3 protein-coding genes are annotated in these 7,927 nt (G+C 56.6%); all 3 read right to left on the bottom strand.

The window, feature by feature from the left end; translation table 11 throughout:
* A partial coding sequence (rpoC, locus tag VI895_13970; GenBank protein ID HLG20908.1) for a DNA-directed RNA polymerase subunit beta' occupies positions 1-3,431 on the bottom strand: 3,431 nt, incomplete at its 3' end.
* A gap of 12 nt (positions 3,432-3,443) precedes the next feature.
* Positions 3,444-7,604 (bottom strand): DNA-directed RNA polymerase subunit beta, encoded by a 4,161-nt coding sequence (rpoB, locus tag VI895_13965; protein ID HLG20907.1) that lies wholly within the window; start codon positions 7,602-7,604, stop codon positions 3,444-3,446.
* 105 nt (positions 7,605-7,709) lie between these two features.
* Positions 7,710-7,927 (bottom strand): 50S ribosomal protein L7/L12 (rplL, locus tag VI895_13960; GenBank protein HLG20906.1); only part of this gene is annotated, 218 nt, incomplete at its 5' end.

Below are 7,927 nucleotides of genomic sequence, written 5' to 3'. Positions count from 1 at the left end.
CCATCGACTTCGGCGATGACCGCGATCTCCTTTGGTTTACGGGCTTCGAACAGTTCCGCCACGCGCGGAAGGCCCCCGGTGATGTCCTTCGTCTTCGTCGTCTCGCGCGGAATTTTCGCAATGACGTCGCCCGAGGTGACTTCTTCCCCGTCGCTTACCATGAGGTTCGCTCCGACGGGCAACATGTAATGCACATCTGCTCCCGAATGAACAAACTTCGCCGGCTTGCCGTCCGCGTCCACCAACGATACGCGCGGCCGGGCGTCCGGATCGCGCGATTCCACGATTACGCGACGCGAAAGACCGGTAACGGTGTCCACCTGTTCCTGCATCGTCATGCCTTCCACGATGTCGTTGAACCGGATGACTCCGGCGACTTCCGTGAGAATCGGAATTGTGTACGGATCCCATTCGGCGAGAAGCTTTCCTCCTTTTATTTTGGAGCCGTCTTCATTGATTAGTTGGGCGCCGTAAATGATCGGATATCTCTCACGTTCACGGCCGGTGTCGTCGATGATCGCGATTTCGCCGTTCCGGTTCATGACGGTGAGCTTTCCTTCCCGGTTTCGAACGGTGTGAATGTTGATGAACTTCACCGCGCCGTCGTTTCGCGATTCGAGAGTCGATTGTTCGGCTCGCCGCGTGGCCGTGCCGCCGACGTGGAACGTACGCATCGTCAGCTGAGTTCCCGGCTCGCCGATCGATTGCGCGGCGATGACGCCCACCGCTTCCCCCACGTTGACCGGTCGACCGCGCGCAAGATCGCGTCCATAGCAGAGGACACAGACTCCCCGACGAACCTGGCACGTGAGAACGGACCGGATTTTCACCCTTTCCAAACCGGAAGCTTCGATCCTTTCCACGTACGATTCATTGATTTCCTGATTGGCCGGAACAATGACTTCGCCCGTGAACGGATCGAGAACATCCTCGAGAGCCACCCGGCCCAAGATACGGTCGCCCAACCGTTCGATCACCTCGCCGGACTCGACCAGCGGCGTCACAAAAATACCGTCCAGCGCGCCACAATCGTAATCCGTAATGATGCAGTCCTGCGCGACGTCGACCAAACGGCGGGTCAAGTAACCGGAATTGGCCGTCTTTAAAGCCGTATCGGCCAAACCTTTCCGGGCGCCGTGCGTGGAAATGAAGTACTGCAACACGGTGAGGCCTTCCTTGAAATTCGCCGTGATCGGCGTTTCAATGATCTCACCCGACGGCTTCGCCATCAGACCTCTCATTCCGGCGAGCTGCCGCATCTGCTGAGCGCTTCCGCGGGCTCCAGAGTCGGCCATCATGTGAATCGGGTTGAAGCTCGGCGCCTGGCGTTTTTCCCCCTTCTCGTTCTGCACGACTTCGGTTCCCAGCTCCCGCAACATTTCGCCCGCGATTTCTTCCGAAACCTGCGCCCAAATATCGATGACTTTGTTGTAGCGTTCTCCGTCGGTGATCAGTCCTTCGGTGTACTGTTTCTGGATCGCGTGGACTTCCTTCTCCGTCTCATCGAGAAGCGCCGTCTTTTTCGTCGGAATTTTCATGTCGTCCATGCAGATCGAGATTCCGGCTTTTGTGGCGTTCTCGAACCCGAGTCTCATCAGACGATCCGCCAAGATGACCGTTTCCTTTTGTCCGCACGTCCGGAAACACCGATCGATCAAATTTCCGAGTTGTTTCTTGTCCATCACGCGATTGTAGACCGCAAACGGGATTCCCGCGGGAACGATCTCCCGAAGAAGAATTCGCCCGACCGTGGAATCGATCCGTTTGCTTTCGATCCGAACTTTGATCTTGGCGTGAAGCTCGACCTCCCCGGCGTCGTACGCCACGCGAACCTCCTCGGGACTTCCAAAAATCTTTCCTTCTCCCGTCGCAAAATCCCGGTCCCGCGTCAGGTAGTAAAGGCCCAACACGATGTCTTGCGTCGGCACGATGACCGGCTTTCCGTGCGCCGGAGAAAGAATATTGTTCGTGGACATCATCAAGACGCGCGCTTCGACCTGCGCTTCCACCGATAAAGGAACGTGAACGGCCATCTGGTCGCCGTCGAAGTCGGCGTTGAACGCCATGCATACGAGCGGGTGAAGCTGAATCGCTTTTCCTTCGATCAACACCGGTTCAAACGCTTGCACACCGAGGCGATGCAACGTCGGCGCTCGGTTCAAGAGAACCGGATGCTCTTTGACCGCTTCTTCCAAGACGTCCCAGACTTCCGTCTGTTCCGTCTCCACCATGCGCTTGGCGGCCTTGATCGTCGTCACCAAACCCTTCTCTTCCAACTTGTTGTAAATAAAGGGTTTATACAGTTCAAGCGCCATCAATTTCGGGAGGCCGCACTGATGCAGACGCAATTCGGGCCCCACCACGATGACGGACCGGCCTGAATAGTCGACCCGTTTTCCCAAAAGGTTTTGTCGGAAACGCCCCTGCTTTCCTTTAATGAGGTCGGAAAGCGATTTGAGCGGCCGCTTGTTCGGACCGGTAATGGTCTTTCCACGCCTGCCGTTATCGAAGAGAGCATCCACCGCCTCTTGAAGCATCCGCTTTTCATTCCGGATGATGATTTCCGGAGCATTGAGCTCCAGCAACCGCTTAAGACGGTTGTTCCGGTTGATCACTCGCCGATAGAGATCGTTTAAGTCGGATGTCGCGAATCGCCCTCCGTCCAACGGCACCAACGGCCGAAGATCGGGCGGCAACACCGGGACGACGTCGAGAATCATCCAATCCGGATGATTGCTCGATTCCCGGAAAGCCTCGACCACTTTAAGGCGCTTCGCGATCTTTTTCCGTTTCGCTTCCGAGCTCGATTCCCGCATTTCTTTGCGGAGCTTTTTGCCCAGCTCGTCCAGATTCATTTCCTTGAGAAACCGTTTGATGGCCGAGGCGCCCATTCCGGCTTCAAACGACTCCTCGCCGTATTTTTCGATCGCTTCCTGGAACTCGTCTTCGGAAAGAACGTCCCCTTTTTCAAGTTTTGTCTTCTTGGGGTCGGTGACGATGTGCGACTCGAAATAGATCACCCGCTCCAGCTCTTTGAGCGTCACATCCAGCAAAGCTCCGATTCGGCTGGGAAGCGACTTTAAGAACCAGATGTGCGCCACGGGCGTGGCCAGACCGATGTGGCCCATCCGGTCTCGGCGCACTTTGGACTGAATGACCTCGACGCCGCATTTTTCGCAAACGACGCCCCGGTGTTTCATCCGCTTGTATTTTCCGCAGTTACACTCGTAGTCTTTGACGGGACCGAAGATTTTCGCGCAAAACAGGCCGTCGCGCTCGGGCTTAAACGTACGGTAATTGATTGTCTCGGGCTTTTTCACCTCGCCGTACGACCACTCGATGATTTTCTCGGGCGACGCGAGCTTGACGTGCACGGCCTCGAACGAAAGGGGATCCTTCGGCTTCTCAAAGAAACTAAAAATATCTTCCATGATTCCTCTCCTCTATGCCGCGGCCTTGGATGTTTCCTGGCCCGCCGTCTCCGCGACCTGCGATTGGCCCGATTCAATGAGCTTTACGTCCAGCGCCAGCGCCTGCAATTCCTTCAACAAGACGTTGAACGATTCGGGCAAGCCGCATTCGAGCGTGTATTCGCCTTTGACGATCGATTCGTACATCCGCGTCCGGCCGCTGATGTCGTCCGACTTCACCGTCAGAAATTCCTGCAGCGAATACGCGGCTCCGTACGCTTCCAGAGCCCAGACTTCCATTTCACCCAAACGCTGGCCGCCGAACTGGGCTTTCCCGCCCAGCGGTTGCTGCGTGACGAGGGAATACGGACCGATGGACCGGGCGTGAATCTTATCGTCCACCAAATGATGGAGCTTCATCATGTACATGACCCCCACCGTCACCGCGTGCTTGAACGGCTCGCCGGTGCGACCGTCGCACAACATCGACTGGCCCGACGTCGGTAGTCCCGCGGTTTCCAGCAGCGCTTTGATATCGGCGTCGACGGCGCCGTCGAAAACCGGCGTGGCCATGAAGATGCCTTCTTTCCCCATCCGCCGGGCGGAGGACATGACTTCCTCATCCGACATGCCATCGATCAACTTCTGAACTCCGTTCGATCCGAAGATCTTCGTGAAGAATTTTCGAAGCTTGTCGGCTCCGAATTTCTCCTCGATCTGTTGCTGAATCGCGGTTCCTAAGCCCTTGGCCGCCCACCCGAGATGGGTTTCCAAAATCTGTCCCACGTTCATTCGGGACGGAACGCCGAGAGGATTGAGAACGATGTCCACCGCTGTTCCGTCGGCCAGGTACGGCATGTCTTCGTCCGGCAATATGCGGGAGACGACGCCTTTGTTGCCGTGCCTTCCCGCCATCTTGTCGCCCACGGAGACTTTCCGTTTGATCGCCACATAGACCTTCACCATCTTGATGACCCCCGGAGGGAGTTCATCGCCGGCCTTTAGGCGGTCGATTTTTTCGTTGAAAGCGGACTTCACGAACTCCACTTGCTCCCCGAGATTGTCCAGAATGGTCTGGATTTCGGTTTCCACTTTGTCCCCTTTCACGACGGAAATTTCCTTCCAACGGTAACGGGGCACCCCTTTGAGCACCTCATCGTCCAGGAGTTTGCCTTTCGAGAGAAGCGTCTCGCCTTTGTCGTCCGTCAGCCGGACGGCCGAGGTCTCGCCTTTCAAAAGTTCCCGAATCCTTTCGTACGCGGACTCTTTTACGATCTTGATCTGGTCTTCCTGATCCTGAAGAAGTCTTCGCGTTTCCATGTCTTCGATCTCTTTCGCGCGGGTATCTTTGTCGACCCCCTCTCGCGAAAAGATCTTGGCGTTGATGACGATTCCGGCGGTTCCGGGCGGCACGCGAAGGGAGGTATCTTTCACGTCTCCCGCTTTATCGCCGAAAATGGCGCGCAGAAGTTTTTCCTCGGGCGATAGCTGCGTTTCGCCCTTGGGGGTGACCTTTCCGACCAAAATATCGCCCGGTTTCACCTCGGCTCCGATTCGGATGATCCCCGAATCGTCCAGGTTCCCGAGAGCCTCTTCGCCCACATTCGGAATATCCCTCGTGATTTCCTCTTTGCCGAGCTTGGTGTCTCGCGCCGCGGTTTCGAACTCTTCGATGTGAATCGACGTGAACACGTCCTCACGGACCAACCGCTCGGAGAGCAGAATCGAATCTTCGAAGTTGTATCCGCCCCAAGGCATGAACGCGACGACCACGTTCTGCCCCAACGCCAGCTCGCCTCTTTCCGTGGCGGGCCCGTCGGCGATGACATCGCTGCGGCGCACGCGGTCCCCTTTTCGGACCAGGGGTCGTTGATTGATGCACGTGGCCTGGTTGGAACGCTGATACTTAATGAGATTGTAAATATCGACTTCCGCGCCGGTGGACTCTTTGCCTCTCCGGTCGGCCTTGATCACAATCCTCCCCGCATCCACGCTGTCGACCGTTCCGTCGTTGGCCGCCACAAGGGCCGCTCCTGAATCCCGCGCCACAATCGCTTCGATCCCGGTCCCCACGATCGGAGCTTCCGTCTTGAGAAGAGGAACCGCCTGCCGCTGCATGTTGGATCCCATGAGCGCGCGGTTCGCGTCGTCGTTCTCAAGGAACGGGATCAGCGACGCCGCCACCGAAACCAGCTGGTTGGGCGACACGTCCATCAGCGTCACCTCTTCGGGCGACACATTGATGAAGTTCCCCGCCTTACGCGCCGACACCAGTTCCGACGTGAACTTTCCTCTGCCGTCGATCGGCGCGTTGGCCTGCGCGATGACGTGTGTGGCCTCCTCCAGAGCCGAATAGAACTGAACTTCGTCGGTCACTCGGCCTTTCAACACTTTTCGATACGGCGTCTCGATAAAACCGAATTCGTTCACGCGAGCGAACGTGGAAAGCGAAGCGATCAAACCGATGTTCGGACCTTCCGGGGTCTCGACTGGACAGATTCGGCCGTAGTGTGTGGGATGCACGTCCCGCACCTCGAATCCGGCCCGTTCCCGCGTGAGTCCTCCCGGACCCAGCGCCGAAAGCCGCCGCTTGTGCGTGACTTCCGAAAGCGGATTGGTTTGATCCATGAATTGCGAAAGCTGGCTGGAGCCGAAAAACTCCTTGATCACCGCCGTCACCGGCTTGGAGTTGATCAGTTCGTGCGGCATCAGCGTGTCGACTTCTTGCAAGCTCATCCGCTCTTTGATGGCTCGTTCCATTCGAACGAGACCGATGCGGTACTGGATTTCGACCAGTTCGCCCACGGCGCGTACGCGCCGGTTGCCGAGATGGTCGATGTCGTCGACCTCCCCTCGCCCGTTCTTGAGATCGATCAAGTACTTAACGGTGTGGAGAATGTCTTCCTTCTCCAGAGTGCGAACGCTCAAATCGGTCTTAAGTCCGAATTTATGGTTGATCTTGAGCCGTCCGACCGTGGAAAGATCGTACCGTTCCGGATTGAAAAAGAGATTCTCAAAAAATCCGGTGGCGGTCTCCAGTGTAGGCGGGTCCCCGGGCCGTAGACGAGCATAGATCTCCAGCAACGCTTCGTTCGTATTGTTGATGTGATCCGCCATCAACGTGTTGCGAAGCGCCGCAGAGACGTTGATCCCATCTATATAAAGAAGCGGTAGCGTCTTTACGTTCCGCTTGACCATTTCTTCGAAGGCTTCCTCGGTGAGCGGCTTATTGACCTCGAGGAGGACTTCGCCCGTCTTGGGGTCCCCGATGTCATGGGCCGCGGCCCGACCGATAATGTCTTCGAGAACCGTCGGAATCTCTTTCAGCCCCGCCTCTTCCAGTTTTCGAACGGAAAACTTGGTGAACTTTCGGTTCTTTTTCACCAAAATTTCATCGTTCTTGGGATGTTTGATGTCCCGACAGGCTCTCTGTCCCGGCAAGAGATCCAGAATGACGTTCTTGGAAAGAACGCCTTTGGCGCCGATTTTGATGTCTTCGGCCTGATAGAAAAAGTTCAGAATTTCTTCGTCGTTGTACCCCAGCGCGCGAAGAAGGACCGTGGCGGGAAGCTTCCGTCGCCGGTCGATGCGGACATACACCATGTCGCGGTGATCCAGCTCGAAATCGAGCCAGGAGCCGCGGTAGGGAATCATCCGGGCCGAAAACTGAACCGTGCTCTTCCCCGTTTTGTCCTTGCTGGAATCAAAGAAGGCGCCCGGCGAGCGATGAAGTTGGCTTACCACGACGCGCTCGGTCCCGTTAATGATGAAGGTCCCGTTGGCCGTCATGAGCGGAATTTCACCGAAGTAAACTTCCTGCTCCTTGACGTCCCGGATCGACTGCGGGCTTGCGCCTTCGGAGGTATCCCAAACCACCAGGCGCACGACTACTTTAAGCGGTCCGGCGTACGTCATGCCCCGTTGATGGCACTCCTCGACGTCATATTTCGGCGTGTCGAGTTTGAATGACACGAACTCCAGCGACGCGGTCTCGTTGAAATCCTTGATCGGGAAAACCGACTTGAACACCGCCTGGAGGCCGATGTCTTTTCTTTCCTGTTCGGCGACGTCCGACTGCAGAAAGTTCTCGTACGATTGCCGCTGGATATCGATCAGGTTCGGGATGTCGACGACCTGTTTGATTTTCGAAAAATTCTTCCGCTGACGGTACATGTGGCTTGAAAGCGATCCCATCGATCTCTCCTTATTCCGCAAAGACAACACGATCACCCCCCGCCCGGCGGGCGGTAAGCGATCGATGAACTTGGTTGATCCGAATCGTCAGAAGGGGCTCCGGCCTTACGAAACGTCGACCGTTGCGCCTTCCTTTTCGAGCTCCGCCTTCATCTTGGCGGCATCTTCTTTGTTGACGCCGTCTTTGACGACCTTGGGAGCGCCGTCCACCAGATCCTTGGCCTCCTTGAGGCCCAATCCCGTAAGGGCGCGGACCACTTTGATCACCTGGATCTTTTTGTCACCGGAACTCTTCAGCGTGACCGTAAATTCAGTCTTCTCCA

This window comes from Bdellovibrionota bacterium, from assembly GCA_035292885.1.
Classification (GTDB): Bacteria; Bdellovibrionota_G; JALEGL01; order JALEGL01; family DATDPG01; genus DATDPG01.
This window is presented reverse-complemented; position numbering and strand designations above follow the sequence as displayed.